The 26055-nt window shown below is 70.5% G+C and carries 22 protein-coding genes and 2 tRNA genes; 20 read left to right on the forward strand and 4 right to left on the reverse strand.

What is annotated here, in order from left to right:
- Positions 1 to 33: 33 nt before the first annotated feature.
- From ACZ5C2_RS02705 to ACZ5C2_RS02725, 5 genes are all read left to right on the forward strand, one after another.
- Positions 34 to 1095, forward strand: a complete 1062-nt coding sequence (locus ACZ5C2_RS02705) for an iron-containing alcohol dehydrogenase family protein (RefSeq protein WP_468785801.1) — start codon at positions 34 to 36, stop codon at positions 1093 to 1095.
- 196 nt (positions 1096 to 1291) lie between these two features.
- Entirely contained in the window at positions 1292 to 1612 is a 321-nt protein-coding gene (rplU, locus tag ACZ5C2_RS02710; RefSeq protein ID WP_030217740.1) for a 50S ribosomal protein L21, read from the forward strand.
- A 14-nt stretch (positions 1613 to 1626) separates the two neighbouring features.
- A complete protein-coding gene (rpmA, locus tag ACZ5C2_RS02715) occupies positions 1627 to 1881 on the forward strand; it encodes a 50S ribosomal protein L27 (RefSeq protein ID WP_006132816.1) in 255 nt (84 codons plus the stop codon).
- A 144-nt stretch (positions 1882 to 2025) separates the two neighbouring features.
- Entirely contained in the window at positions 2026 to 3471 is a 1446-nt protein-coding gene (gene obgE, locus ACZ5C2_RS02720) for a GTPase ObgE (RefSeq protein WP_468785804.1), read from the forward strand.
- Positions 3472 to 3747: 276 nt separating this feature from the next.
- Positions 3748 to 4878, forward strand: coding sequence for a glycosyltransferase family 2 protein (locus ACZ5C2_RS02725; protein ID WP_468785806.1), 1131 nt, complete (start codon positions 3748 to 3750; stop codon positions 4876 to 4878).
- A gap of 114 nt (positions 4879 to 4992) precedes the next feature.
- On the opposite strand, the gene ACZ5C2_RS02730 is transcribed toward ACZ5C2_RS02725, so the two are convergent.
- Positions 4993 to 8556 carry a bifunctional glycosyltransferase/CDP-glycerol:glycerophosphate glycerophosphotransferase gene (locus ACZ5C2_RS02730; protein WP_468785808.1) on the reverse strand — a complete coding sequence of 1188 codons (3564 nt, stop codon included), beginning with the start codon at positions 8554 to 8556 and terminating at the stop codon, positions 4993 to 4995.
- A 25-nt stretch (positions 8557 to 8581) separates the two neighbouring features.
- Entirely contained in the window at positions 8582 to 10813 is a 2232-nt protein-coding gene (locus tag ACZ5C2_RS02735) for a bifunctional glycosyltransferase/CDP-glycerol:glycerophosphate glycerophosphotransferase (protein ID WP_468785810.1), read from the reverse strand.
- Positions 10814 to 11150: 337 nt separating this feature from the next.
- Between ACZ5C2_RS02735 and galE the strand changes: the two genes are divergently transcribed.
- Positions 11151 to 12119 (forward strand): UDP-glucose 4-epimerase GalE, encoded by a 969-nt coding sequence (galE, locus tag ACZ5C2_RS02740; protein WP_468786674.1) that lies wholly within the window; start codon positions 11151 to 11153, stop codon positions 12117 to 12119.
- Between the two features lie 37 nt (positions 12120 to 12156).
- Here galE and ACZ5C2_RS02745 read toward each other — a convergent pair whose 3' ends face one another.
- Positions 12157 to 14280, reverse strand: coding sequence for a hypothetical protein (locus tag ACZ5C2_RS02745; protein ID WP_468786676.1), 2124 nt, complete (start codon positions 14278 to 14280; stop codon positions 12157 to 12159).
- A 250-nt stretch (positions 14281 to 14530) separates the two neighbouring features.
- Between ACZ5C2_RS02745 and proB the strand changes: the two genes are divergently transcribed.
- The 5 genes from proB to ACZ5C2_RS02770 all read left to right on the forward strand — a co-directional run bounded on the left by proB (position 14531) and on the right by ACZ5C2_RS02770 (position 19534).
- Positions 14531 to 15658, forward strand: coding sequence for a glutamate 5-kinase (gene proB, locus ACZ5C2_RS02750; protein ID WP_468785812.1), 1128 nt, complete (start codon positions 14531 to 14533; stop codon positions 15656 to 15658).
- A gap of 141 nt (positions 15659 to 15799) precedes the next feature.
- A complete protein-coding gene (locus ACZ5C2_RS02755; RefSeq protein WP_468786678.1) occupies positions 15800 to 16258 on the forward strand; it encodes a hypothetical protein in 459 nt (152 codons plus the stop codon).
- Positions 16259 to 16421: 163 nt separating this feature from the next.
- Positions 16422 to 17708, forward strand: a complete 1287-nt coding sequence (locus ACZ5C2_RS02760; RefSeq protein ID WP_468785814.1) for a glutamate-5-semialdehyde dehydrogenase — start codon at positions 16422 to 16424, stop codon at positions 17706 to 17708.
- Between the two features lie 98 nt (positions 17709 to 17806).
- Entirely contained in the window at positions 17807 to 18373 is a 567-nt protein-coding gene (locus ACZ5C2_RS02765; RefSeq protein WP_468785816.1) for an SCO2584 family spore wall biosynthesis protein, read from the forward strand.
- Between the two features lie 87 nt (positions 18374 to 18460).
- The gene (locus ACZ5C2_RS02770) at positions 18461 to 19534 is read left to right on the forward strand and encodes an SCO2583 family membrane protein (RefSeq protein WP_468785818.1); all 1074 of its coding nucleotides are present in this window, start codon (positions 18461 to 18463) and stop codon (positions 19532 to 19534) included.
- Between the two features lie 196 nt (positions 19535 to 19730).
- Here ACZ5C2_RS02770 and ACZ5C2_RS02775 read toward each other — a convergent pair whose 3' ends face one another.
- Positions 19731 to 20849, reverse strand: coding sequence for a M48 family metallopeptidase (locus tag ACZ5C2_RS02775; RefSeq protein ID WP_468785820.1), 1119 nt, complete (start codon positions 20847 to 20849; stop codon positions 19731 to 19733).
- Positions 20850 to 21144: 295 nt separating this feature from the next.
- On the opposite strand from ACZ5C2_RS02775, the gene ACZ5C2_RS02780 reads away from it, so the two are divergent.
- From ACZ5C2_RS02780 to ACZ5C2_RS02820, 9 genes are all read left to right on the forward strand, one after another.
- Positions 21145 to 21309 carry a hypothetical protein gene (locus tag ACZ5C2_RS02780; protein ID WP_468785822.1) on the forward strand — a complete coding sequence of 55 codons (165 nt, stop codon included), beginning with the start codon at positions 21145 to 21147 and terminating at the stop codon, positions 21307 to 21309.
- A 70-nt stretch (positions 21310 to 21379) separates the two neighbouring features.
- Complete coding sequence (gene nadD, locus ACZ5C2_RS02785) at positions 21380 to 22018, forward strand: nicotinate-nucleotide adenylyltransferase (protein ID WP_468785824.1); 639 nt, start codon at positions 21380 to 21382, stop codon at positions 22016 to 22018.
- 16 nt (positions 22019 to 22034) lie between these two features.
- The gene (locus ACZ5C2_RS02790; RefSeq protein ID WP_468785826.1) at positions 22035 to 23756 is read left to right on the forward strand and encodes a LytR C-terminal domain-containing protein; all 1722 of its coding nucleotides are present in this window, start codon (positions 22035 to 22037) and stop codon (positions 23754 to 23756) included.
- A gap of 117 nt (positions 23757 to 23873) precedes the next feature.
- A complete protein-coding gene (gene rsfS, locus ACZ5C2_RS02795) occupies positions 23874 to 24320 on the forward strand; it encodes a ribosome silencing factor (RefSeq protein ID WP_468785828.1) in 447 nt (148 codons plus the stop codon).
- Positions 24311 to 24985 (forward strand): histidine phosphatase family protein, encoded by a 675-nt coding sequence (locus ACZ5C2_RS02800; RefSeq protein ID WP_468785830.1) that lies wholly within the window; start codon positions 24311 to 24313, stop codon positions 24983 to 24985. Before rsfS ends, ACZ5C2_RS02800 begins: the two co-directional genes overlap by 10 nt.
- A 132-nt stretch (positions 24986 to 25117) precedes the next feature.
- A tRNA-Ala gene (locus tag ACZ5C2_RS02805) sits at positions 25118 to 25190 on the forward strand.
- 201 nt (positions 25191 to 25391) lie between these two features.
- Positions 25392 to 25565 carry a hypothetical protein gene (locus ACZ5C2_RS02810; protein ID WP_468785832.1) on the forward strand — a complete coding sequence of 58 codons (174 nt, stop codon included), beginning with the start codon at positions 25392 to 25394 and terminating at the stop codon, positions 25563 to 25565.
- Between the two features lie 3 nt (positions 25566 to 25568).
- On the forward strand, positions 25569 to 25802 hold the full coding sequence (locus ACZ5C2_RS02815; RefSeq protein ID WP_006136074.1) for a hypothetical protein: 234 nt from the start codon (positions 25569 to 25571) through the stop codon (positions 25800 to 25802).
- 115 nt (positions 25803 to 25917) lie between these two features.
- A tRNA-Ala gene (locus tag ACZ5C2_RS02820) sits at positions 25918 to 25990 on the forward strand.
- The last annotated feature ends 65 nt before the right edge of the window (positions 25991 to 26055 follow it).

Below are 26055 nucleotides of genomic sequence, written 5' to 3' on the forward strand. Positions count from 1 at the left end.
CCACGACGACCTCGCCCGCGGACGGGAGATCGCGTGCCAGTACTGACCCGGCTCATCCCCTCGCCGGTCGTCGTCGACATCCGCCCGGGTGCCCTAGACGACCTGGCGAGCGTCCTCGCGGACCAGCGGATCTCGCAGTCGGGAAGACTGGCGGTGGCGATCAGCGGCGGCTCCGGCGCCCGGCTGCGGGAGCGGCTGTCGCCGGCCCTGCCGGGGGCCGACTGGTTCGAGGTCGGCGGCGGCACCATCGACGACGCGGTGCGGCTCGCCGACAGGATGAAGTCCGGCCACTACGACGCGGTCGTCGGACTCGGCGGCGGCAAGGTCATCGACTGCGCCAAGTACTCGGCGGCGCGCATCGGACTGCCCATGGTCGCCGTGGCCACCAACCTCTCGCACGACGGCATCTGCTCGCCCGTATCCATCCTGGACAACGACGCGGGCCGCGGCTCGTACGGCGTGCCCATGCCCATCGCGCTGCTCATCGACCTCGCCGTGATACGCGAGGCGCCGATCCGGTTCGTGCGCTCGGGCATCGGGGACGCGATATCCAACATCTCCGCCGTCGCGGACTGGGAGCTGTCCCACCGCGTCAACGGGGAGAAGGTCGACGGCCTCGCCGCCGCCATGGCGCGCCAGGCCGGGGAGGCGGTGCTGCGCCACCCCGGCGGCTGCGGCGACGACGGTTTCCTGACCGTGCTGTCCGAGGGTCTGGTGCTGTCGGGCATCGCGATGTCGATCGCGGGGCACACCCGGCCCTCCTCGGGGGCCTGCCACGAGATCAGTCACGCCCTCGACCTGCTGTTTCCCAGGCGTGCGGCCAGCCACGGCGAACAGGTCGGCATCGGTGCGGCGTTCGCCATGCATCTGCGGGGCGACCACGACTTCTCCCGGATCATGGCCGACACGCTTCGCAGGCACGGACTTCCGGTCGTGGCGCAGGAGATGGGTTTCAGCGACGAGGAGTTCGTCCGCGCCGTGGAGTTCGCCCCGGAGACCCGCCCCGGCCGCTACACGATCCTGGAGCACCTGGAGCTGTCGCCGGCGCAGATCAAGGACGCCTACGGCGACTACGTCGCGTCGGTCACCGGCTGACGGCGGGGGGTCCGGTTTGACCCTCGTGGGCCGGGCCCCGTAACCTTGACCGTCGGCGTGTCCATCTGGACCGCCACACCCCCGTAAACCTTTTTCCTCCCGGACGCGGGTTCGCGATCGGGAGAGGTCGTCCGTGTGTGTGCGTGGGCGGCTGGCCTGCGGGGTGCCGTTCTTCGAATGAGAGAGTGAGATCCGCGTGTACGCCATCGTGCGCAGCGGTGGTCGCCAGCACAAGGTTGCTGTCGGCGACATCGTTGAGGTTGACAAGATTTCCACCGCCAAGGTCGGCGACACGGTCGAGCTCTCGACCCTGCTCGTGGTCGACGGCGAGGCCGTGACCAGCGACCCGTGGGTGCTGGCCGGCATCAAGGTCCAGGCCGAGGTCGTGGACCACCACAAGGGCCAGAAGATCGACATTCTGCGTTACAAGAACAAGACCGGCTACCGCCGTCGTCAGGGCCACCGCCAGCAGTACACGGCGATCAAGGTCACTGAGATCCCCGCGGCTGCGAAGTAAGGGACTGAGGAGAGATGGCACACAAGAAGGGCGCATCGTCCACCCGTAACGGTCGTGACTCCAACGCTCAGCGCCTCGGCGTGAAGCGCTTCGGCGGTCAGGTCGTCAACGCGGGCGAGATCCTGGTCCGCCAGCGCGGCACCCACTTCCACCCGGGCGCCGGCGTCGGCCGCGGCGGCGACGACACCCTGTTCGCGCTGCAGGCCGGTTCGGTGCAGTTCGGCACCAGCCGTGGCCGCAAGGTCGTGAACATCGTTCCGGTCGCCTGATCGCCTGACCAGGCTTTCGACCGTACGTTTCGCGAGGCGGACCTCACTTCCCGGTCGGGAAGGCGGGTCCGCCTTTCGCGTGTTGACCAAGAAGTACCGAAGTACGTACGCACCTGCGTCCCACCGTTTCTGGAGGCACCCCTCATGACCACCTTCGTGGACCGCGTCGAACTGCATGTCGCCGCGGGTAGCGGAGGTCACGGCTGTGCCTCCGTCCATCGCGAGAAGTTCAAGCCGCTCGGCGGACCCGACGGCGGGAACGGCGGGCGGGGCGGCGATGTGATCCTCACCGTCGACCAGTCCGTGACCACCCTGCTCGACTACCACCACTCGCCGCACCGCAAGGCCACCAACGGCAAGCCAGGCGAGGGCGGGAACCGCTCCGGCAAGGACGGCCAGGACCTGGTGCTGCCCGTCCCGGACGGCACCGTGGTGCTGGACAAGGCGGGCAACGTCCTCGCCGACCTCGTCGGCCACGGGACCTCGTACGTCGCCGCACAGGGCGGACGCGGCGGGCTCGGGAACGCGGCCCTCGCCTCGGCGCGGCGCAAGGCGCCCGGGTTCGCCCTTCTCGGCGTGCCGGGGGACCTCCAGGACATCGTGCTGGAACTCAAGACCGTCGCGGACGTGGCGCTCGTGGGCTATCCGAGCGCCGGCAAGTCGTCCCTGATCTCCGTGCTCAGTGCCGCCAAGCCGAAGATCGCCGATTATCCCTTCACCACGCTCGTTCCCAACCTCGGCGTCGTCACGGCCGGTTCGACCGTGTACACCATCGCCGACGTGCCGGGGCTGATCCCGGGCGCCAGCCAGGGCAAGGGGCTGGGCCTGGAGTTCCTGCGGCACGTCGAGCGGTGCAGTGTGCTGGTGCATGTGCTGGACACCGCCACGCTGGAGTCCGACCGCGATCCCGTCTCCGACCTCGACATCATCGAGGACGAGCTGCGGCAGTACGGCGGTCTGGACAACCGCCCGCGGATGGTCGTCCTGAACAAGATCGACGTCCCGGACGGCAAGGACCTCGCCGAGATGGTGCGGCCGGATCTCGAAGCGCGCGGCTACCGCGTCTTCGAGGTGTCGGCCGTCGCCCACACCGGGCTGCGCGAGCTGTCCTTCGCCCTCGCCGAACTGGTGGCCGCGGCGCGTGCCGCCAAGCCGAAGGAAGAGACGACGCGGATCGTCATCCGGCCCAAGGCCGTGGACGACGCCGGTTTCACCGTCACCCGCGAGGAGGCCGACGGAGAGCTGGTCTTCCGGGTGCGCGGCGAGAAGCCCGAACGCTGGGTGCGGCAGACGGACTTCAACAACGACGAGGCCGTCGGTTACCTGGCCGACCGGCTGAACCGCCTCGGTGTCGAGACGGAACTGATGAAGGCCGGTGCCCGCTCCGGCGACGGGGTGGCCATCGGGCCCGAGGAGAACGCGGTCGTCTTCGACTGGGAGCCGACGGTCACCGCCGGCGCGGAGATGCTCGGCCGCCGCGGCGAGGACCACCGCTTCGAGGCACCCCGCCCGGCCGCTCAGCGCCGCCGGGACCGGCAAGCCGAGCGGGACGAGTCCGAGAAGGAGTACGACGACTTCGAACCGTTCTAGACGGCAGTCGCCCTGTAGAGGCGGTGCCCCGGGCCCGAGCCGTGTGCCGTCCGGGGCACCGTCTTTTCGCCGCGGGCGTCCGTGCTCCGTTTCCCCACATGCCGTCCCGCGGACCGTTCATGACGGAGCGTCAGTCGTTACATAACCTTGCGGAGGCTGACGGGCCGTCGACATCCGACGGGAGGATTCGCGAGCTACGGTGGCCATACGGATGAGGCCCACAAGAGGATCAGTGGAAGGCCTCACCGGGCGCAAGAACGCTGCCATGGGGGGCACATGGACATCGGGCCCGCACGCGGTCTGGCCGTCTCGGTGATCATTCCGGTCTACAACGCGAGCGAATACCTCGCGGAATGTCTGCAGTCGATCGCGGACCAGACCATCGGATTCGACACCATCGAAATCATCGCCGTGGACGACGCTTCCACGGACAACAGCGGGGAATTACTCGACATCTGGGCGGCACGCCATCCCGGGCGGGTCAGGATCGTACGGCTCGAGGAGAATACCGGTGCACCGGGCGGCCCGCGCAATCGGGGCGTCGAGATGGCAGCCGGAGAATTCCTGTTCTTCGCCGACCCCGACGACCACCTCGGTGCCGAGGCGCTGGAGCGGATGGTGGGGGCCGCCCGGCGCAATGACTCGGACGTGGTGCTCGGACGCATCCGGGGAGTGGGCCGCAAGGCGCCGGTCACCCCGTTCCGCAAGAATGTCGAAGCCGGTGACGTCTTCTCCTGCAAAGCCGTCTGGAGCCTGACCGCGCACAAACTGTTCCGGCGCTCTCTCGTCATGGAGCACGGGCTGCGCTTCGCCGAAGGAGTCCGGCTGGCCGAGGAGCAGATGTTCGTCGTCCCGGCCTATCTGCACGCCCGGTCGATATCCGTCGTGGCCGACTACGACTGCTACTACCTGGTCCACCGCGACGGCTTCCCCCACCTGACGCAGGAAGTCCCCGACCCCGCACCGTTCTACGCCAATGTGCGCGACGTGCTGAGCGTCGTGGTGGCACACGTCCCGCCCGGCAGCCGGCGCAACAGCCTGTTGTACCGCTGGCTCACCCTGGAAGTACTCGGCCGTTTCAAAGAGGCCTTCTCCGACTTGCCGGACGGGACGCGCGCCCTGCATGTGAAGCTCGCCGGGCAGTTGCTGCGCGAGTACGTCCCGCCGGAGCTGGTGGCCGGACTGCCGCCGCTCTCCCGGCTGCGCTGCCTGCTCATCTCGCAGGGCCTGGTCGAGGAGCTCACCGACCTGTGCGCCCTGGTGCCCCGACCACAGCCGGCCCCACAGCCGCAGGGCACGTCACAGCGGCCCGCGCCGGGCGTCCGCAGGCGTTTACGGGGCCGCATCCGCGCCCTGACCGTCGCCCTGGCCGGCCGCGGACGCCCGGCCGGGAAAGCCGGGCGCTGACGCCGGCAGCGCCCGGGACAACGGGCCACGCACAGGGCGACGGCCGGGCGAATCCGCCCGGCCGTCGCCCTCTGCCGTCCCCGGGGACCGCCGGTCCCCGGGCTCGGGCCCCGCTCAGACCTCCTTGGCCTGCTCGATCATCCGGTCCACGACCCGCTTCGAGGCGTGGCCGTCGTCCAGGTCGCAGAACAGGTGGTGGAACCGCTCGAAGCGCTCCGTGTACTCGGCCGACACCGTGTCGATGTCGCGGATCGCCGTGACCAGTTCCTCGGACGTGGAGATCAGCGGTCCGGGCGAGTCCTTCTCGAAGTCGAAGTAGAAGCCGCGCAGCGTGTCCCGGTAGTGCTCCAGGTCGTACGTGAAGAACAGCATGGGACGCCTCAGGTGGGCGTAGTCGAACATCACGGACGAGTAGTCCGTGATCATCATGTCCGCCGCCAGGTACAGGTCGGCGATGTCCGGGTACTCCGAGGCGTCCCACACGAAGCCGTTTCCGGCGCCGGGCACCGCGTCGACCACGTTGGAGTGACGCCGGATCAGCAGCACATGGTCCTCGCCCAGACGGCGGCGGGCGTCGTCGAGGTCGATCCGCAGATCGAACAGGTACTGCCCCGCGCTGTGCGACTGGTCGTCCCGCCAGGTCGGCGCGTACAGCACGACCTTCTTGCCGCTCGGAATGCCGAGCGTCTCCCGCACCTTCTCCGCGATCTTGTCGCGGTCGGGCGAGTACATGTAGTCGTTGCGCGGGTAGCCGGCCTCCTGGATCTCCCCGTCGTACGAGAACGCCCGCTTGAGGATCGGGGTGGAGAACCGGTTCGAGGAGACGAGCAGGCTCCAGTTCTTGGCCTCGATCGCCAGACGGTTCTGGTACTCGCGGTCGAAGTACAGCGTCTCGATGTCGTGGCCGATCTTCTTGAGCATCGTGCCGTGCCAGGTCTGCACGATCACCTGACCGGGCCGCCGCTCCACCCAGTCGGGCAGATGCCCGTTGGTGACGATGTACCGGGAGGTGGCCAGCGCCTCGAACCACTCGCGGCCCCACATGCGGACCTTCTCCGCGGTGGGCGGCAGCACCACCTGGCCGTCGCGCACGGCCCACAGGTACTTCATGTCGCTGCCGCGGCGCAACAGCTCCTCGTGCATCGCCCGCGGGCTGTCGGAGTACTGCTTGCCGTTGTAGCTGAGGAAGAACACCTGGTCGCGCAGCGGCTCCCGGCGGCCGGCCTCGTACACGTCACGGCGCATCTGGAGCTGGCGGTACGGGCCGCGCTCCAGGTCGCCGAGCTCGGAGCGGCAGTTGAGCTGCGGGTAGTCGCTCCAGCGGTTCTCGAACCAGTAGCGGCGGCCGTTCAGCTCGGTCTGCAGTGGGAACTGGGAGAGTGCGAGCCGGTCGATGACGAACTGGGCGTCGGGAACGTCCGCGTCCGGGGAGCGCAGCAGCAGATCCCAGCGGCCCGCCTTCAGCGGTACCTGACCCGAACCGCCCATCACCGACGGGTCGAAGGTCACGGTGAACGTGCCGTCCTCGGACCATTCAGTGGACGCCGTCCGCTCGTCGAAGCGGTTGTTCGCCTTGACGACGAGCTCGGAGCCCTTGAGCTCCAGGCTGCTCCGGCCGCGCACCATGATCTGCCCGTCCGACAGGCCGACCTCGGTGATCACGGCACGGCGGGTCCGGCCGGTGATCTTCAGGTAGCCGTTGTGGCCGGACGTCAGGGCGATCTCGCGATGGGCGCCCGCCTCACCGAAGGAGGCCGGCAGATCGAAGGAGAGGTCCTCCAGACCCTCCCGGACCACACTGCTGAACTGGCGTTCCGTGCCGTCCCCGGCGGTGGCCACCAGGACCGTGCTCCACCGGCGCCGATCCGGCTGGGCCTGGTCGTCGACCGTGCTGGTGCTCAGCAGGGCCACGTCCTCGAGCGGAACCCTGGTGCGGAACGTCGTCCCGGCGCCCTGCCGCGTCATCTCGACGGGATAGGTGCGCACCTCGCCGCTCTTGCCGTGGCTCAGACGGAACGTCACCGTCTCCCCGCTGTTCAGCGGCTCGCGGATGTCACCGCTGATCTCCACCGCGTCGCCGTCCAGCCGGCGGTCGGTGATCAGGGCGCGCACCTTCTCGACGCGCAGCTTCAGCGCGTTGCGCTCGACGGTCGGCAGCAGCCGGAAGTCCTCGTCGAGCCACTGGTAGGGCGGGAAGTTCGCCGCCGAGCCGCCACGGGTCCAGATGCCGCTGCGCCGCACCAGACCGGAGGCGTAGACGTTGATGCCGAGGTGCCACAGGCCCTCCTGCCAGGTGCCGCCCTTGCGCAGCTTCGCCGGATCGAGGGCCAGTTCCCAGCCCGCCCAGTCGTAGTTGTACCGCTGCTGGCCGGAGTCCGTGGTGCACTCCGGCCGGTGGATGTTCCTGGCCGGCAGGAAGACACGCCGGCGCGAGCCGTGCCGCTTGAGCTGGACGATCTTGACGCTGCTGCGCTTGGCCGAAACGTCGATCTTGTCGATGTAGGCGTCACCGGACAGCACCAGCTTGCCGTCCTGCCAGGTCACCGAGCGCAGCGGGGCCCGTAGGTCCAGGTCGCCGTCGATGCGCAGTGCCGACTTCGGCAGGTCGAAGCCGCTCTCCTCGAGCGTGCGGAAGCTCGCGTACTTGCGGAAGGTGCCGGAGACCTCCACCGGCTCCTTGCGGCGCTGCGAGGCCAGTAGGGCGATCAGCTCCGGCATGGCGTGCTTGCGCACCAGCAGCCACTGCACCCGGAGATCCGTCGGCAGCGACATGACGATCTTCGGGTCCACCATGTCGAGGTAGCGGTTGGTGACTTCCAGGAACGTCTCGTGGAACTCCACCGTGGCGTCCGGCAGTACCCGCATGAACAGCCGCAGGTCGTCGCGGAGCACCCGGTCGTCGTACTGGCGCTTGTACTCGGCGAACTCGGGGCCCGGCTGCTGTGCCAGGTAGTCGCTGACCATGCTCACCGCGGTGACCCGGTCGCGGACGGCCTGGGGCTCCCTGCGGCGCTGGGTGATCGAGGGTGCCGACTCACCCTCCCGCAGTCGCCAGAAGTACGTCGGCTCACCGATGACGTCGACGGCCTCCGCCCGGTAGTGGGCGGGCAGGGTGACGGGAGTGTCCTCGTACATCATCCCCTCGGGGAAGACGAAGCCCTCCCGCTCCCAGAACGTCCGGCGGAAGACCTTGTTGCAGGCGATGCGGTCGGCTATCAGCTTGGGGTACTTCGATATGTGGGTGCGCCTGCGGGCCTCACCGGCGAGCATCTTCAGCAGGGGCACCTGCCAGGTCTTCTCGCCCTTGAGGTGGAAGACGTTGCCGGTGGCGAAGTCCGAGCCGGACTCGTCCAGGCTGGCGAGCATCTGCCGGTAGGCGTCCGGCGGGATGAGGTCGTCACTGTCGACGAAGGTGAGGTACTCCGACTCCTCCGACAGGTGCTGCACGCCGGTGTTGCGGGCCGCGCCGAGCCCGGCGTTCTCCTTGCGGATGAGCCTGAAGCGCTCGTCGCGGCTCGCGTAGCCCTCGGCTATCGCGGCGGAGCCGTCGGGGGAGCCGTCGTCGACCATCAGGACCTCGATGTCCCGGAAGGTCTGCGCGGCGAGCGAGTCCAGGCACGCGGGCAGATAGCGCTCCACGTTGTAGATGGGGACGATGACACTGAGCCGAGGGGCCATGGCTGTTGTGGTCTCCTTCCGGGGGTCAGGCCCGCTCGACCAGTTCGAGTGCCTGGTCGGGGGTCGGTGCGTGGGGTCGTTCGGTGAACGGGACGAACGGCAGCGTGCTGTCCTCGCCGAGGAAGACGCGCCGCACCACCCTTTCGGCTGCGTGCCCGTCGTCGAACTCGCAGAAACGGAGCCGGAACGCGGCGCGGCGCTCGGCGGCGTCCGGTCCCTCGTACTCCCGCGAGCCGAGCAGCCGGATCAGCTCGGCCTGGGTGGTGGCCACCACACCGGGCGGCTCCTCCAGCAGGTTGAAGTACGTGCCGCGGACCGCGGAGTAGATGTCCCAGTCGGGCGCGTAGGTGATGATCGGCCGGTCGAGGACCGCGTAGTCGAACATCGCCGACGAGTAGTCGGTGATGAGCGCGTCCGCCGCCAGGTACAGCTCCTCCACCCGGGAGTGGCCCGACACGTCGATGATCCGGCCGCTGCGGCGCAGTTCGGCGATGTGGGAGGAACCGCCGTAGAAGTAGTGGCCGCGGACCAGCAGCGTCACGTCGGATCCCAGCTCGTCGGCGAGCCGCGCGAGGTCGAGGGCCGGCGTGAACCCGGGCTGGTACTCCCGGTGGGTGGGCATGTAGAGGAACGCCCTGGTGCCGTCGGCGAGTCCCAGCGTGGCACGGGCACCGCGGACGTCCTCGGCCGTCGCGTTCACCAGGAAGTCGTTGCGCGGGTAGCCGGTCTCCAGGGAGGTGTACGAGCAGGGGTACACGCGCTCCCACACGGCGGTCGAGAAACGGTTGGAGCTGAGGCTGAAGTCCCAGCGGTCGCACCGCTCGAGCAGTTTGGTGAAGTTCATGTCGGTGGACGCCGGGTACTTCTGCTGGTCCAGGCCCATCGTCTTCAGCGGGGTGCCGTGATGGGTCTGGAGATGGATCTGGCCCTCCCGCTTCACCACCGCGTCCGCGAAGTTCACGTTGTTGACGAGGTACTTGGCCCGTGCCACGGCCGCCCAGTACTCGCGCGAACCGACACGGACGTACTCCACACCCTTCGGTACCCGGTCCACCGAGTCCGCCCGGACGGCCCACACCCGGCGGATCCCGGGGGCGAGCCTGGCGAGTTCGGCGTCGATGGCCGCGGGGTTGCAGGAGACGCTGCGGCTCCAGTAGGCGGAGAACAGCGCGAGGTTCTCGTCGAGGGGAAGCCGCAGCTGCGACTGGTAGAAGACACCTATCGCACTGCGCTTGGACCGGCTGATCGCGGCCGCCGCGCGGTTCCTGACCCGCCGCCGGAACTTGACGGCGGCGGTGGCGCCGGCCAGGGCGGTGTACGCGTCCCGTTCCAGCATCGCGTACTTGTGGCCGCGGCCGCCGGCCGGGCGCTGGAACCCCTTGGGCAGGTGGGCGCGGTAGTCGGCCGAGGCACGGTGGAAGAACTCCGCCCGGGCGGACTGCGGCAGCCGGCCCGGACGCTCCAGCACGGTCAGGTAGTGGTCGATCATCTTGCGGAACAACGGGGTGCGCCACTCGGCGAGTTCCTCGTGTGCCGCGATGAAGTCGAAGACCCGGCGGTACTGGTCGAAGACGTCGAAGTGCTTGCGGCTGACCGTCTTGAGGATGTTGCCGCCCTCACGGCGCTGCCGGTAGAACACGCAGACGCGGTCCAGTACGGCCATGCGCTCGGCGCTGATCAGCGAGCAGAACGTCCAGGGGGCGTCCTCGTAGTACCCCGGGGGGAAGGTCAGGCCGGTACGGGCGATGAACTCGCGGCGGTAGGCCTTGTTCCAGACGATCTGGAGCAGGTTGAGCAGTTCGGGGCGGTCGGCGAGGCGGAAGACGTCCGGGCCCTCGCTCCGCAGCAGGTCCGCCCGCTGATTGGGACGGACCTCTCCGTCCCAGTAGGTGCGCGCGTAGTCGTAGATCAGGACGTCCGGGTCGCCGGTGGCCCCGAGGCGCTCGGATATCGCCGTCAACGCACCGTCGGACAACGTGTCGTCACTGTCCAGGAACAGGACGTAATCACCCTCCGCCCGCTCCAGTCCCGCGTTGCGCGCACGCCCCAGCCCTACATTCTCGGTGAGGTGAATCACATGAATGCGCGCGTCCCGCTCCGCGTATTGGTCCAGAATGGCGCCCGACCCGTCCGGTGAGCAGTCGTCGACGGCGACGATCTCGAAGTCCGTGTAGTCCTGCCCGAGTATGGAATCAAGGCACTCGGGCAGATACCCCTGCACCTTGTACACGGGGACAACGAGAGAGAGTCTGGGCATCCTTACAACCTGTTCCGAGAACTGACCGCGTGCGCTGTGGCGTGGGCTTGGGGCCGGGCCGCGCTCCGGGTATCCGTGGACCTGGAGGGCGTCGCCGCATCAGCGTAAAGGATTCATGCGAAGTTTCCGTGGGCGAGGTGGCCGGACGGCCGGCGACCGGCCCGTAGCGGAAACGACCGATTTCAGGAGCTTTTTATTCGCCGTTGTGCGGACGCCGGGTGTGGGCACCGACGCCGAGTCCGTCCCTTACCTCCCCTATGCGTGATCTGTCGGATTCGATTTTCCGGGGCCTGCGGAACACTCTGCATGCAGTGACTACGACGTTGGAGGCATGAGCATGAGCTGGCTGGTCACCGGTGGGGCCGGATATATCGGCGCGCACGTGGTGCGTGCCCTGCGTGACGGCGGGGTGTCCGTGGTCGTGTACGACGACCTGTCCACGGGCAGCGCGGACCGGGTTCCGCAGGGGGTGCCCCTCGTCGTCGGCAGCGTCGTGGACCGTGACCTGCTGGAGCAGGCAATTCGTGACCATGCTGTGACAGGGGTGGTGCACATCGCCGCCAAGAAGCAGGTCGGAGAGTCCGTCGAGCGGCCGCTCCACTACTACCGCGAGAACGTCACCGGTGTGCAGACGCTCCTCGAGGCCATGACCGCGACCGGCGTCGACAAGGTCGTGTTCTCGTCCTCCGCCGCCGTCTACGGCATGCCCGACGTGGACCTCGTCACGGAGGACACCCCGTGCGCGCCGATGAGCCCGTACGGCGAGACCAAGCTCATCGGCGAGTGGCTGATCAGGGCGGCGGCCACCGCGTACGGCATCCGCGGCGCCTCCCTGCGCTACTTCAACGTGGCCGGGGCGGCCTCCCCGGAGCTGTCCGACGCCGGGGTCTTCAACCTCGTCCCCATGGTGTTCGAGCGGCTGGAGGCCGGAGAGGCGCCCCGTGTCTTCGGCGACGACTACCCGACCCCCGACGGCACCTGCGTGCGCGACTACATCCACGTCCTGGACATCGCCTCCGCCCACCTCGCGGCCGCACGCCGCCTCGAGGAGGCCCCGCAGGGCACCTCGCTCACACTGAACATCGGGCGAGGCGAGGGCAGTTCGGTACGGGAGATGGTCGACCGCATCCTCAAGGTCACCGGCAACGAGAACGTGACCCCCGAGGTCACCCCCCGCCGCCCCGGCGACCCGGCCCGCGTGGTGGCCTCGGCGGACCGCATCCGCGAGGAACTGCGCTGGACGGCCCGCCACAGCCTGGACGAGATGATCGACTCGGCCTGGCAGGGGTGGCGGCACCGGCGGTAGACGATACGGGGACCGGCCCGCGGAAGGGCGGGTGGAGCTACCTCCGCGGCACGGCCCCCCGTCGCGGCATATCCGCGGACGGCAGATCCGCGGACGGCGGATCCGCGGACGGAGCGGTGGCGTCCGGGACGTGCTCCCGCCGCTGACCGGGAAGTTCCGCCTGCTGCCGTTCCGCCATCCGCCTGCGGTGCCCCTGAGCGGCCGAACACAGCGCCCGTACCGCCGCTTCGAAGCGCTCCTGGGACGCAGGTTCCGCCGGGCCCAGCAGCCGCAGCTTCAACTCCGCGCGTGCGGTGCGTAGTTCGTCCCTCTCCGGGTGGCGTACCGACTCCAGCAGGGCCGGTACGCCGGCCGCGTCCGGGGTCAGGACCGTTGCCGCCGCCACCGTCGGGAACGCCGCGCGGAACGCGTCCTCGGGCAGGCCGGAGGTGTTGGCCACCGCGTACGGCTTTCCGCTGGCCAGGAAGTCGGTGATCACGCTGGACACATCGCTGATCAGCAGGTCGGCGACATCGAAGCAGGCGTACAGCTCCGGGCGGACCTCATCGACGACCCGGTGCTCCCCTTCCGCCGGCGAGGCCCAGTAGGCCTCCTCCCAGGCCGCCGTCACCCGCGCCACCGCCTCCGCGCGGCCCGGCTCGGGGGCGGACTGCGCGAGCATCCGCTCCACCTGGTCGGCGCCGGTCCGGAACTCGGCCGTGGTGAGACGGTCCAACTCCGCCGTGAGCCGGGCGAGTTCCACTGACGGCTCGGGACGGCGGCCGGATCGGGACCGGTTGGCCGAGCCGATCAGCTCCCGGATGCGGCGATCCGCGGCGCCCGCCCGCGGGTCCACCGAACCGGTCAGCGGGTGCGGCTTGTACAACAGCCGCACCCCCGGGTCCGCGAGCAGTGCCCGTACGAGGTTCTCGCCGGCCGCGGTCACCGACGTATTGCCCGGGTTGCCGTCCCAGCCCTCCCACGTCGGGGCGTACAGCACGGTCGTACGCCGTCCGGCCGGCGGGCCCGCGCAGGGGCGTACGGCATCCAGCTGCGGGCGGCCGATCTCCACCACGTCCTTGTCCTCGACCCCGACATCGGCCAGCGCGTAACGCTCACGCGCCGCCGGCCCGGCCACCCACACCTCGTCGTACGCCTTCGCGTACGGATTGCAGGACGAGAGCTTGTCGCTCTCGCCGTGGTTGACGAAGGCGTGCTTGATCGTGGGGATGCGCAGCACCTGCGAGGTCTTGCCGGAGTTGGAGGGGTGGATGAGCACCTGGAGCGTGGAGTGCTCGAGCCGCATGAGCGTGGGTACCTTTGGCAGGCACACGATCGGGATGTCGGTCGGCGCGATCCTCGGCACCATGAACCGCTCACGCAGGATGATGACCGGCCGGGTCTCCAGCCGGGCGAGCGGCTCCAGCCACATGCCGGCCTGGTAGGCGGACGACACCCCGCCCGAGAAGTACAGCCCGACCGTCGGCCGGTAGTCCGCCAGCCACGCGTCGAACCAGTCGAGCACCTCCTGCTCGTCCACCGGCCGCCGCCCCGGCAGCAGCCGCAGCAGCAGCGCGGCCAGACCGCCGAGCGTCAGCACCAGTGACAGCGCGACACCGGCCGCCGCGCACCGGATGTCGTCGGTCACCGCCGTCGCGGCGAGACCGGCCGTCGCGGGCAGCCCCAGCGCCAGCAGCCGGTGGCCGGGGCGGCGCAGCAGAGCGGGCGGGGCGGGGGACAGCCGCAGCGCGGAGGCGTCGATGTTCCGGGTCACCACGGGCAGCGTGCGGGTACGGCGGACCAGTACGGACACCGCCTGGATCGCACAGTGCAGGGCGTAGCAGACGAGCAGACCGGCGGCGATCGCCGCGTAGCGCGCCTCCCGCTCCTGTTCCCCGAGCCGCAGCAGGCCCACCACCAGCAGCAGATCACGCAGCACATGACGGACGGTGATGTCCGCGTGCGCCTTGGCGAACACCGTCAGCACCCCCCGCTGCCAGCGGTACAGCACTCCCTCGACGGCCAGGGACGCGACGGTCGCGGCGACCAGCAGCGGCACATGCGGCGCCAGGGCCGCCACGGCCTGGGCCGTGCAGGCGCCGACCAGTACGGCCGCCACCAGGGCCTGGGCGACGGCGGGCGGGCCGGGCAGACGGAGCAGCGGGAAGCGGTGTCGGCGGATTGCCGCCCGGAACCGCCGGGGGGACGTGGGTACGGGCACTGCGGTCACTCCAGGGTCGTCGTGGGGCGTGCGCCGGGTTAACGCCCGCCGACCGCCGGACGACACGCGCGTGTCCCGGAACCCTCCGGCGCCCGTACCTGCTATGCGGTACCGGACCGTCCCGGAGGCTGGACCGCCGGGCGTCCTTCGCTCCGCTTCGCGTAGATTGCCTGGCGGGTGAGATGTTCGACGCGAGGGGACGTGCGGCAAGGTGGCAGGGGCACGGCAGGCCGTGGGCGAGGCGCGGAGAATCGTCGTCAAGGTCGGCTCCTCGTCGCTGACCACCGCGGCGGGCGGTCTGGACGCCGACCGGGTTGACGCGCTCGTCGACGTGCTCGCCAAGGTGAGAAGCGGGGCGGAGCGGGAGATCGTCCTCGTCTCGTCCGGTGCCATCGCCGCCGGGCTCGCCCCGCTGGGGCTGCGCCGCCGGCCCACGGACCTCGCCCGCCAGCAGGCCGCCGCCAGCGTCGGCCAGGGGCTGCTGGTCGCCCGCTACACCGCCTCCTTCGCCCGCTACGGCGTCCGGGTCGGCCAGGTGCTGCTCACCAGTGACGACATGAGCCGCCGGGCCCACCACCGCAACGCCTCCCGCACCCTCGACAAACTGCTGGCGATGGGCGCCTTGCCGGTCGTCAACGAGAACGACACCGTCGCCACCGACGAGATCCGCTTCGGTGACAACGACCGGCTCGCCGCCCTCGTCGCCCACCTGGTCCGCGCCGACCTGCTGGTGCTGCTGTCCGACGTGGACGGCGTCTACGACGGCGACCCCGCCCGCCCCGGCACCTCACGCGTGGCGGAGGTCAGGGGCGTCGGGGACCTCGCCCATGTGGAGATCGGCAGCGCGGGCAGGGCGGGGGTCGGCACCGGTGGCATGGTCACCAAGGTCGAGGCCGCGCGGATCGCCGCCGCCGCCGGCATCCAGGTGGTGCTGACCAGCGCGGTGCACGCCGCCGAGGCGCTCACCGGCGGCGACACCGGCACCTACTTCCACCCCACCGGGCGCCGCTCCGCCGACCGGCTGCTGTGGCTGCAGCACGCCTCCACCCCCCAGGGCTCGCTCACCCTTGACGACGGTGCCGTGCGCGCGGTGGTTGAGGGGCGCAAGTCGCTGCTGCCGGCCGGGATCGCCGGCGTCGAGGGCGATTTCAGCGCGGGCGATCCGGTCGAACTGCGGAACCGCGAAGGGCGGGCGGTGGCCCGGGGGCTGGTCAACTTCGACGCCAAGGAGATCCCTCTCCTGATCGGCCGCTCCACCCACGAGCTCGCCCGGGATCTCGGACCGGAGTACGAACGTGAGGTCGTACACAGGGACGATCTGGTGGTCCTGCATCCGTAATGTGCCGAAACGTCCGCCCTCGGTAGTGGACGTTCCGCAAAATCGCCCCGAGATCCGCGGCGGCCTGCTCAACTTTGTCGCAGGGACCAGTCCGCCCGACCCCCGGGCGGTCCGCGTGTGAAGGAGGCCGTCGTGAGACGAGTGCGCCCCGGTACGACGGCGTCTCACGGTGGTGCCGGCTCCCGTGCGGCGGGCGACGAACGCGCCCTGACCAGCGTCGCGGCCGGGGAACGGTTCCCGGGAGGCGAAGCGCACGACCTCCCGCGGCTGTGGCACGTCACCCTCAGCGTCTCCGGCGGGCCGACCCCGGTCGCGGAGGTCCGGCGTGCCCTGGAACAGCTCGCCCACGACCACCCCTTCCTGCTGACCAGCCGCTACGCCGAGGACCACGCGGAGATCCGCTACTGGGAGGAGGCCCGTGACCTGCACGACGCCGCCGCCGTGGCGCTGCGTCTGTGGGGTGAGCACCGGCAGACCGCGGGCCTGCCGCCCTGGGAGATCGTCGGCCTGGAGGTCATCGACCGGCCCACCTACCACCAGCGCGTCGCCGCGGGGTACGGACCGGCCCTGGCGACACCCGTCGGCGTCCATCCCTTCTAGTGCGCGTGAGCCGGCGCCGCTCCCGCGGACGTGGTGCTCGCCGTCGTCGCTCCGTACGGCTGCGGTGCCTGGGGGCAAACACGGCGAGCGGCGCATTTCGGTTGTGTCTCGGGAGTTGGGACAGAAGCCGGATGCCCGTTCCCGGCGCACTACCCTTCCCCTTATGACCACGCTTTCGCCGTTCGACTCGATGTCCCCGGTCAATCAGGCCGCCTACCGGGCCAAGGGCGCCGCGGCCACCCTCGCGCCGCTGCCGCGCGCCGCCAAGGACGACGCGCTGCTCGCCGTCGCCGACGCGCTGGAGGTCCGCACGAGCGAGATCGTCGAGGCCAACGCCCAGGACGTGGCCAAGGCGCGGGAAGCCGGCATCGGCGAAGGCATGATCGACCGGCTCACGCTCACCCCGGAGCGGGTGCGCGCCATCGCCGCCGATGTGCGGGACGTGGCCGCGCTGCCCGACCCCGTCGGCGAGGTCGTCCGCGGCTCCACCCTGCCGAACGGCATCGACCTGCGCCAGGTCAGGGTGCCGCTCGGAGTCGTCGGGATCATCTACGAGGGCCGGCCGAACGTGACGGTCGATGCCGCCGCCCTCTGCCTGAAGTCCGGCAACGCGGTCCTGCTGCGCGGCTCGTCCTCCGCCTACCGGTCGAACACCGCGCTGGTGCGGGTGCTCCGGGACGCCGTGCACGGCGCCGGACTGCCCGCCGACGCCGTGCAACTGGTCCCCGGCGAGAGCCGCGACAGCGTGCGCGAGCTGATGCGCGCCCGGGGACTGGTCGACGTGCTCATCCCGCGCGGCGGCGCCTCGCTGATCAACACGGTCGTCCAGGAGTCCGTCGTCCCGGTCATCGAGACCGGCACCGGCAACTGCCACGTGTACGTCGACGCGCAGGCCGACCTCGACATGGCCGTCGAGATCCTGGTCAACTCCAAGGCCCAGCGGGTCGGCGTGTGCAACGCCGCCGAGACCCTCCTGGTCCACCAGGACATCGCCGCCGAGTTCCTTCCGCGCGCCCTGGACGCCCTCGCCGACGCCGGGGTCACGGTGCACGCCGACGAGCGCGTGACGGCGTACGCGAAGGACTCCCGCGCCACCGTCGTGGAGGCCACCACGGAGGACTGGGAGACCGAGTACCTCTCCTACGACATCGCCGCCGCCGTCGTCGACTCCCTCGACCGGGCCGTCGAACACATCCGGCTGTGGACGTCGGGCCACACCGAGGCCATCGTCACGACCTCTCAGCAGGCCGCCCGCCGGTTCACCCAGCTGGTGGACTCCACCACGGTCGCGGTGAACGCCTCCACCCGTTTCACCGACGGCGGCCAGTTCGGCTTCGGCGCGGAGATCGGCATCTCCACACAGAAGCTGCACGCCCGGGGCCCCATGGGCCTGCCCGAGCTGACCAGCACGAAGTACATCGTCACCGGTGACGGCCACGTACGGCGCTGAACCGCGCGGGTCACGGCCCGCCGGTGGGGGTGTTCCGGCAGACGGACGAATTGCCGTACCGTCTGCCCAAATCGACCCCCCAGGTCTACTCTGGATGCGTGCCGGAGGACGTGGGGGGCACGCCGTTCCCTGACGGCTGGGAGCCCGACGACGACCACGACCGCGGGGTGTCGGACGAAGAGTTCGCCTCCGTGGTCTTCGACGAGGACTTCGTACACGCGGCCGAGGTGCACGAGCCGACCGCCGTCGAACGACTCCTGGCCGCCGCGCAGGCCAGAGCCGAGGCCTCCGAGGCCGAGGCCCACCGGGCCCGCGCGCGCGGTGAGCGGTACGACGACGGGTACGGCGGCTACCGGGGGGACCCCGGCCACGGCGACCCGGCCGACGACACGGACGTCCTGGAGGACGGCTACGGCTCCCCGGGCCCGTACGGCAGGCAGGCGCGCTGGCACCGCTCCGTCGCCTGGATGCTCGCCCTGATGATGGGCATCGGCATGGTGGCGCTCGCCTTCTCGGCCGTGTACCGCGGCGGCTCCCCGGGCCGCCAGGACCCGGCCCCGCCTCCCGCCTCCACCGGCGTCGAGCAGGGCAGCACGGTGGTACCCTCCGCGTCCGCCGACTACTCCCGGCCGACCGTCCCGGTGATCCCGCGCGGCGGTCCCTGAGACCGGCCGCCCGCCTGGTGGGAGCCTGTCAGAACTTGGGATGCGGCCGGGCGTTTACCGGGCCGCCCCCGGACCTACCCTGAAGATATGGGAGGGCCTTCGGACCCGCCCGAGGGGACGCCCGAGGGAGTTCCCGGGGGCGGAGAGGACGAGTACAGGTCCGTCGTCTTCGACGAGTCCTTCGTCCGTGCTGCCCGGCTGCGGGAGTACTCCGCCCAGGAGCGCATCACCGACCACGCCCCCGCCGTGCGCCGCAGCCCGCCGCTGCGCAGGGGCGGGCTGTCCCGGCAGGCACTGGTCCTGGTGCTGCTGATCGCCCTGGCCTTCGGCACCGCCATTTACATGGGCGTACGCAGTCCCTACCGGACTCCTGCCGACGAAGGGCTCGCCGAGCCGCTGCGGATGACCGTCGTCCCGCTCGCCCCGCAGGGGAGGGTGCCCGGCACCACCAACGTCGAACGCCTGTACGTGCGTAGTCCGGCGTCGCAGTTCCGTACCGGCGCCGAGGGGGTGCCGCTCCCCGCATCCCGGAGCACCGCGCACTTCTCCGACAGCCAGGTGGTCGCCGCGCTGCTCACCGCCAAGGACTACGTCGTACGGTCCTCTCTCGACCCCGGTGTGCTCACCGGCGGCGAGACCCGCCCCGTGCGGGTGCTGCTCGACTCCGGCCAACTGGACCAGTTCGACCGGAGCTTCGACCGCCCGGCCGCGGACGGACGGCACGCGCCCACCGGATGGCTGGTCCGCTTCGACACCTCCCGTGTGGAGCTGGCCGACCGCGGCATCCGGGTCCGGGGCACCATGCAGGCCGCCGAGGCCGACGCCGCCACCCTCGAGGTGACCACCGACCACACCTTCGTGTACGCGCTGCGGCCGGCCGGCGGCGGCCGAGACGCCGAGGCGTCCCTGTTCACGGTCCGCCGCGAACTGCACTTCCGCTTCGACCGCGACGACCTGCGCCTGCACCAGGCGGAGCTCGTCGTCGCCCACGTCCAGGCCGGCCCCCTGTCCTGCGCCCAGGACTCCGCCGGACGGCTGCGCCCGCTGCTGGCCGGCCAGAGCGCCGAGAAGGGCGGCCCCACCGGCACCGACCCCTACGCCGCGGGCGGCGTCCCGGCACTGTGCGGCTCCCTGGCCGCGGGCGCACAGCCGAAACTGTGAACGGTCCCGCGATCCCGCGGTCCCCGGAGAGCCGCCACCGGAGAGCCGCCACTGAGGAGGGGCCGTCGAAGGGCGGCCACCGAAGGGCGGACCTCGGAAAGCGGCCCCTTCAGGAAGCGGCGGTCGGAGAGAGTGGCCGTCGAAGAGCGGCAGTCAGGGAAGCGGCCCTCGGTGAGCGGCTGCCGGGCCGCGGCCCTCAGGCGCCGTCGCGCGGGGGTTGCTCACCGTCCGTGTCCGACGGCCCGCCCGGCTCCTGCGGCCCGGACTGCGGCCCCGGGGCCCCGAAGCCGCCGAATCCGCGGCGGACCCGCCCGCCCAGGTCCCCGGCGCCGCCCGCGATGTCGCTGACCAGCTTCATCAGCGGGTCCTTGGAGTTCTTCACCTCACCGGCGTAACTGCTCGCCGACTCCCGCCAGGAGTCCCGTACCGAGGCGTCCTTGTCCTCGTCGCGGCGCGGGTAGTGGCCGTCCATGATCCGCTGGTGGTCACGGGAGGACTCCCACTTCTTCAACTCGGCGGCCCGCACGGTGGTGAACGGGTGCGAGCGGGGCAGCACGTTGAGGATCTTCAGCACGGAGTCGCGCAGGTCGCCGCCGGCCTCGTACTCCTCGGCCTGCTCCAGGAACGCGTCCACGTTCATCTCGTGCAGATGGTTGCCGCCCGCGATCTTCATCAGTCCGCGCATCGAGGCCTGCAGATCCTGCCCCACGAGCAGCCCCGCGCGGTCCGCGGACAGCTCCGACTTGCGGAACCACTCCCGCAGCGCGGTCACGATCGCCATGATCGCGACGTTGCCGAGCGGGATCCACGCGACCCGGACCGCCAGCGACGTCAGGAACAGCAGGATCGTCCGGTACACCGCGTGCCCGGACAGCGCGTGCCCGACCTCGTGCCCGACGACCGCCCGCATCTCCTCCTCGTCGAGCAGCTCCACCAGCCCCGTCGTCACCACGATGACGGGCTCGTCGAGACCGATGCACATCGCGTTCGGAACCGGATCCTGGTTGACGTACATCGGCGGGACCTTCTCCAGGTCCAGGATGTAGCAGGCATCCCGCAGCATGTCGTTGAGGTGCGCGAACTGCCGGTCCGAGACCCGTACCGAGTCGGACAGGAACAGCAGCCGCAGACTGCGTTCGGGCAGCAGACCGCTGAGCACCTTGAAGACCGTGTCGAAGCCGCTCAGCTTCCGCAGCGCCACCAGCGCGGAGCGGTCGGCCGGATGTTCGTACGCACGCGAGGAGATTCCGGGGAAACGCCTGCGCTGCCTGCTCGGCACGCTCTCGTGCCCGTTGTGCTGATGGCCGTCGGACATGTTTCCCCCATGCGTCTGAGTGACCTGTGCGGGACCGGTTGCGGCCCCTCGCTCCCCCCGGCGGGACCCAGCCTAGGCGGAGATCCCTTGGACGGGCAGTGCGCTCACCGCGTGGTTCCTGGCGCGCGGCTACAGCCGGAAGGACGACTGAGAGCCGGGCAAGGTTGCCTGCCCCGGCGCGTCCCCGAGGGTGCCCGCGCCCGGAACGGCGGAGTCGGCGTGATCGCCGCGGAGGTGCCCGCTTACGATGAGCGGACGTCTTTATCCCGCCCACACGCGATAGGTTCTGCCGAAGATGAGCTTCCCCAGCACCGCTGCCCAGTTGGTCACCCTCGCCGCCGAGGGCGGAGAGCACGGCGGCAACCACGAGAGTCTCAACCCCTACCTCACCGGTGGCGGAGCGCTGCTCGTCCTGCTGCTCCTGCTGTGGATCACCACCCGCTTCAACCGCGACCGCTGACCCCCGCCGGCCTGCCCGGCAGGGAACTGGCGGAGGGGGCGCCCGGGCCGGGCCGGTAGGGTCTGCACGCATGGGAGAGCAGGACATGCCATCCGGCCCCGGCAGCGGCCCGGCCAAGCAGGGCAAGCGCCGCCTGGGTGTGATGGGCGGCACCTTCGACCCGATCCACCACGGGCACCTGGTGGCGGCCAGCGAGGTGGCCACGCGGTTCCACCTGGACGAGGTGATCTTCGTCCCCACCGGCCAGCCGTGGCAGAAGAACCACCGCGCGGTCTCCGCCGCCGAGGACCGCTACCTGATGACGGTCATCGCCACCGCCGAGAACCCGCAGTTCTCGGTGAGCCGCATCGACATCGACCGCGGCGGCCCCACCTACACCGTGGACACCCTGCGCGACCTGCGCGCGCTCAACCCGGACACGGACCTCTTCTTCATCACCGGCGCCGACGCCCTGGCCCAGATCCTCACCTGGCGCGACAGCGAGGAACTGTTCTCCCTGGCACACTTCATCGGCGTGACCCGGCCCGGCCACCATCTGACCGACGCCGGCCTCCCCGAGGGCGGTGTCTCACTGGTGGAGGTTCCCGCCCTCGCCATCTCCTCGACGGACTGCCGTGCGAGAGTCGCCAAGGGAGAACCCGTCTGGTATCTGGTGCCGGACGGAGTCGTGCGATACATCGACAAGCGCGAGCTGTACCGCGGCGAGTGATCCGAGAGGGGCACCGGTGAACGACCGATACGACGCGGGATACGGGGGCGGCGCCCCGTACGAGCTCGTCGGCTACGACGAGTACGGCCGGCCCGTCTACCGCCAGGCCACGGACCAGCAGAGCCAGCAGGCCCAGCAGGCCCAGCAGTACGACGCGTACCAGCAGCAGGGTCAGCAGGGTCAGCAGGGCTACGGCTACGACCCGTACGCCACCGGCGGGCACCAGCAGCCGTCGTACGACCCTTACGGGACCGGCGCCCCGCAGCAGCCGCAGGCCCCCTCCTACGACTCCTACGACCCGTACGGCGCTGCCCGGCAGGGCGGCCCCGGCTCGGCGGCGAACGACCCCTACGGGCAGCACGCGTACACCGGCACCGGGCAGCAGCCCCGGGCCGCCGAACAGACCGCGCACATCCCGCAGCAGGGCGGCCCGGTCGACGAGGAGCAGGAACCCGCCGGGCCCGGCCGGGAGTACCACACCGAGCAGTTCGCCTTCGTCGAGGAGCCCGACGGCGACTCCGAGGACGTCATCGACTGGCTCAAGTTCACCGAGAACCGCACCGAGCGGCGCGAGGAGGCCCGGCGTCGCGCCCGCAGCCGGATCGTCGCCCTGGTCGTGGTCTTCGCCCTGGTCGCGGCCGGCGGCGTCGGCTACCTCTGGTACGCCGGGAAGCTGCCCGGACTGTCCTCGGGCGAGGACACGGCCACCACGACGGCCGCGGGCGCCCAGAAGCGGGACGTGCTCGTCGTCCATCTGCACGACACCGAGCGGGGCGGCACGGCCACCGCCCTGCTCGTCGACAACACCACCACCAAGCAGGGCACCACCGTCCTGCTGCCCAACTCCCTCGCCCTCACCGCCGACGACGGCACCACCACCACGCTCGCCAAATCGGTCGAGGACGACGGCTCGGAGGGCACCAGGACGGCGCTCGACACGGTCCTCGGCACCGACATCGAGGGCACCTGGCGGCTGGACACCCCGTTCCTGCTGACCCTCGTCGACCTCGTCGGCAACATCGAGGTCGACACCGACACCGACGTGCCCGACCCGGACGCGAAGAAGAAGGGCGAGGCGCCCCTGGTCCGGAAGGGCGAGAACCAGACCCTCAGTGGCAAGGCGGCGGTCGCCTACGCCACCCACCGCGGCTCCGGCGAGGCCCAGAACGCCCAGCTGGAGCGGTTCGGGCAGGTCCTGCACGGCGTTCTGCGCAAGATGACCTCCGACGCGGACGCCGCCACGGTCACCATCCAGACGCTCGGGCAGATCATCGAGCCGCCGCTCACCGACAAGGACCTCGGTTCCTTCCTCGCCCGCCTCTCCGACCTGGCCAAGGGCGGCGACCACAAGACCGCCGTACTGCCCGTGCAGGACGACGGGACGCTCACCGCGGAGGCGAGCGACAGCGTGGTCAAGGACGTCCTCGGCGGCACCGCGAAGAGCCCCGACCCGGATGCCGCGGTCAGCGTCTCCGTGCGCAACGCCACCGGCGTCGAGAACCGTACCGAGAAGGCCCGCGTGGTCCTCCTCAACGGCGGCTTCACCTTCCGGGAGGCGGGCACCGCCGCCGCGGAGGCGACCTCGGAGGTCGTCTACACCGACGCCGCCGACAAGGAGAACGCCGCCGAGGTCGCCAAGACCCTGGGGCTGCCCGCCGACTCCGTCGCCAAGGGCAGGACCTCCGCGAACGCCCGTGTCTCGGTCGTCCTCGGCCAGGACTACGACCCCGGTTCGTGACGAGGACCGGCCCACCCTCCGTGACGAGGTCCGGCGCACCCCGCGCCATCACGTGGGGCGGGCCGGCCGGTCCGTGAGACCCTTGAGGGCAAACGACCGCCGAGCGAAAGCCTTGTAGTGACCGCAACCGACCGTTCCATCGAGCTCGTCCGGACCGCCGCCCAGGCGGCCGCCGACAAGCTCGCGCACGACATCGTCGCCTACGACGTCAGTGACGTGCTGTCCATCACCGACGCCTTCCTGCTGGCCTCCGCACCCAACGACCGTCAGGTCAAGTCGATCGTCGACGAGATCGAGGAGCGGCTCAGCAAGGAGCTCGGCACCAAGCCGGTCCGCCGCGAGGGCGACCGTGAGGCCCGCTGGGTACTGCTGGACTACGTCGACATCGTGGTCCACGTCCAGCACAGTGAGGAGCGCGTCTTCTACGCCCTGGAGCGGCTGTGGAAGGACTGCGCCGAGCTGGAGCTGCCCGAGGACGCCCGGGCCACCCGGGGCAAGGCCGCCGAGCACGCCAGGCAGCAGGAGGCCGAGGAGACGGCTCAGCCGGGTGGTGAGTGGCGGTGAGCCCCACCGGTGGGGCGGGCGGGTCCGGACGCCGGGGCCGCCGCGTCATCCTGTGGCGGCACGGCCAGACCTCCTGGAACGTGGAGCGCCGTTTCCAGGGCTCCACGGACGTCGAACTCACCGAGACGGGTCTCGCCCAGGCCCGTCGTTCCGCCCGTCTTCTCGCCGGCCTGCGGCCCGACGCGATCGTCGCCTCCGACCTGCAGCGGGCCGCGGCCACCGCCGCGGAGCTCGCCGCGCTCACCGGCCTGGACGTCACCCACGACGAGGCGCTGCGGGAGACCTACGCGGGTGTCTGGCAGGGTCTGACGCACGACGAGATCATCGCCAGGTACGGCGACGAGTACACCGCGTGGAAGCGCGGTGAGCCGGTCCGCCGGGGCGGGGGCGAACTGGAGACCGAGGTCGCCGACCGTGCCGCCCCCGTGGTGCTGGGGCATGTCGACAAGCTCCCGGACGACGGCACGCTCGTCGTGGTCAGCCACGGCGGCACCATCCGCACCACCATCGGCCGGCTGCTCGGCCTCGATCCGCACCACTGGGAGAGCCTGGGCGGTCTCACCAACTGCTGCTGGTCCGTCCTCGGCGAGGGCGCCCGTGGCTGGCGCCTGCTGGAGCACAACGCCGGCACCCTGCCGGAAGCCGTACTCGGCGACGACGACTGACGGTTCCGCGATCCGGCCCCGGGACGCCCCGGGACCCGGATTTCACTTTCCGGCAGGTCGCAGGCTAAAGTTCTTCTTGTTCGCCCCGCCGAGCGGGGCGCGACACCGGGAAGCCGCACCGCGTGGCAACCAGGGGCTATAGCTCAGTTGGTAGAGCGCCTGCATGGCATGCAGGAGGTCAGGAGTTCAATTCTCCTTAGCTCCACATGACGAAGATCCCGCCTCCCTTCAAGGAGGCGGGTTTTTTCATTGTCCGCCGATGAGCAGGACGGCCCCCTCAGGCGTATACCTCTGCGAGGCGTCGAGCCGTGTCCCGACCGGTACCACGGCGTCGCTGACCGTATTGGCCCGGTCGTGGCAGAATCAAACGACCGAAGGGGGCGCGGCCCGACGGGAGGGAGTTGTGATGCCAGGGAGCATCCTCGAGGGGGTCGACCACCTCCTCGGAGCGGTGTCGACCCGACGGACCTCGACCCGGCTCGGCTGCCCTTCCTGCGGTTCCGCGCATGTCGCCCAGGTGCTCGGGGACAACGGAGGGATCTCCTACGTGTGCACGGCCTGCGGCCACAGCTGGAGCTGATCGATGGGTGCACACAGGCGGAAGTGCGACTGGTGCGGCAGCGGCACGCCCATCGTCCGTGACATGGAGCCGATCAATCCCGACTACCAGTACTGGTGCGAGGAGTGCGCGCGGGCGCTGATCATAAAAGGCGACCCCATCGAGACCTACCGCGAACTCGAGGGAGAGCCGATCTACGGGCGGCTGCTGGAAGAGCACTGCACACTCAAGCGCTTCTATTCGTTCGTGACCGCGTGACCCTGATCGGGGCATTTCGGACACGGTCGAGCGAAGCGAAACGGATTTGGTGTTGGACCGGGTCAACCGTGTAAAGTTGGCGTCGCCGCCGGGGAAACCGGGCGGAGCGAGGTAAGGGGCTATAGCTCAGTTGGTAGAGCGCCTGCATGGCATGCAGGAGGTCAGGAGTTCAATTCTCCTTAGCTCCACAGAAGTCGAGGGCGGGCCATCCGAACGGATGGCCCGCCCTCGCTTGTTGTGAACGCACCGGTGG

Source organism: Streptomyces sp. NPDC031365 (assembly GCF_055569765.1).

Bases quoted from the DNA above. Each gene is read 5' to 3' on its own strand.
- rpmA (WP_006132816.1), top strand. From the start codon at position 1,627: ATGGCACACAAGAAGGGCGCATCGTCCACCCGTAACGGTCGTGACTCC.
- ACZ5C2_RS02725 (WP_468785806.1), top strand. From the start codon at position 3,748: ATGGACATCGGGCCCGCACGCGGTCTGGCCGTCTCGGTGATCATTCCG.
- ACZ5C2_RS02810 (WP_468785832.1), top strand. From the start codon at position 25,392: ATGCCAGGGAGCATCCTCGAGGGGGTCGACCACCTCCTCGGAGCGGTG.
- ACZ5C2_RS02780 (WP_468785822.1), top strand. From the start codon at position 21,145: ATGAGCTTCCCCAGCACCGCTGCCCAGTTGGTCACCCTCGCCGCCGAG.
- ACZ5C2_RS02730 (WP_468785808.1), bottom strand. From the start codon at position 8,556: ATGGCCCCTCGGCTCAGTGTCATCGTCCCCATCTACAACGTGGAGCGC.
- ACZ5C2_RS02815 (WP_006136074.1), top strand. From the start codon at position 25,569: ATGGGTGCACACAGGCGGAAGTGCGACTGGTGCGGCAGCGGCACGCCC.
- ACZ5C2_RS02735 (WP_468785810.1), bottom strand. From the start codon at position 10,813: ATGCCCAGACTCTCTCTCGTTGTCCCCGTGTACAAGGTGCAGGGGTAT.
- galE (WP_468786674.1), top strand. From the start codon at position 11,151: ATGAGCTGGCTGGTCACCGGTGGGGCCGGATATATCGGCGCGCACGTG.
- ACZ5C2_RS02770 (WP_468785818.1), top strand. From the start codon at position 18,461: ATGGGAGGGCCTTCGGACCCGCCCGAGGGGACGCCCGAGGGAGTTCCC.
- nadD (WP_468785824.1), top strand. From the start codon at position 21,380: ATGGGAGAGCAGGACATGCCATCCGGCCCCGGCAGCGGCCCGGCCAAG.
- ACZ5C2_RS02775 (WP_468785820.1), bottom strand. From the start codon at position 20,849: ATGTCCGACGGCCATCAGCACAACGGGCACGAGAGCGTGCCGAGCAGG.
- ACZ5C2_RS02760 (WP_468785814.1), top strand. From the start codon at position 16,422: ATGACCACGCTTTCGCCGTTCGACTCGATGTCCCCGGTCAATCAGGCC.
- obgE (WP_468785804.1), top strand. From the start codon at position 2,026: ATGACCACCTTCGTGGACCGCGTCGAACTGCATGTCGCCGCGGGTAGC.